The following is a 380-nucleotide window of genomic DNA, read 5'->3' as shown; positions in this document are numbered from 1 at the left end:
GCCCAGCTCCGGCGAGATCCTCCTCGACGGGACCGACCTGGCCAAGCTGCCCGAGGCCCGGCTCACCCGGGTGCGCAGCGAGAACATCGGCTTCGTCTTCCAGTCCTTCAACCTGATCCCCACGCTCACCGCGCAGGAGAACGTCGAGACCGCGCTCGTCCCGCTCGGGGTGAGGGCGAAGGAGCGCCGGGAGAAGGCCGCCGAGGCGCTCGCCTCGGTGGGGCTCGGCGAGCGGCTCGGGCATCTGCCCGGCGAGATGTCCGGCGGTCAGCAGCAGCGGGTGGCCATCGCGCGGGCCCTGGTGAAGGAGCCGAAGGTGCTGCTCGCCGACGAACCGACCGGAAACCTCGACGAGTCGATGCGCGACGAGATCATGGACG

At 71.1% G+C, this 380-nt stretch carries 1 protein-coding gene; it reads left to right on the top strand.

What is annotated here, in order from left to right:
- On the top strand, window positions 1–380 hold a 380-nt coding region (locus KDL01_RS42810), incomplete at both ends, for an ABC transporter ATP-binding protein (RefSeq protein WP_212534398.1).

The sequence above is a fragment of the Actinospica durhamensis genome (assembly GCF_018139695.1).
In the GTDB taxonomy this organism is placed as follows: domain Bacteria; phylum Actinomycetota; class Actinomycetes; order Streptomycetales; family Catenulisporaceae; genus Actinospica; species Actinospica durhamensis.
The sequence above is the reverse complement of the archived record's forward strand: the minus strand, read 5'-3'. Positions and strand labels throughout refer to the sequence as shown.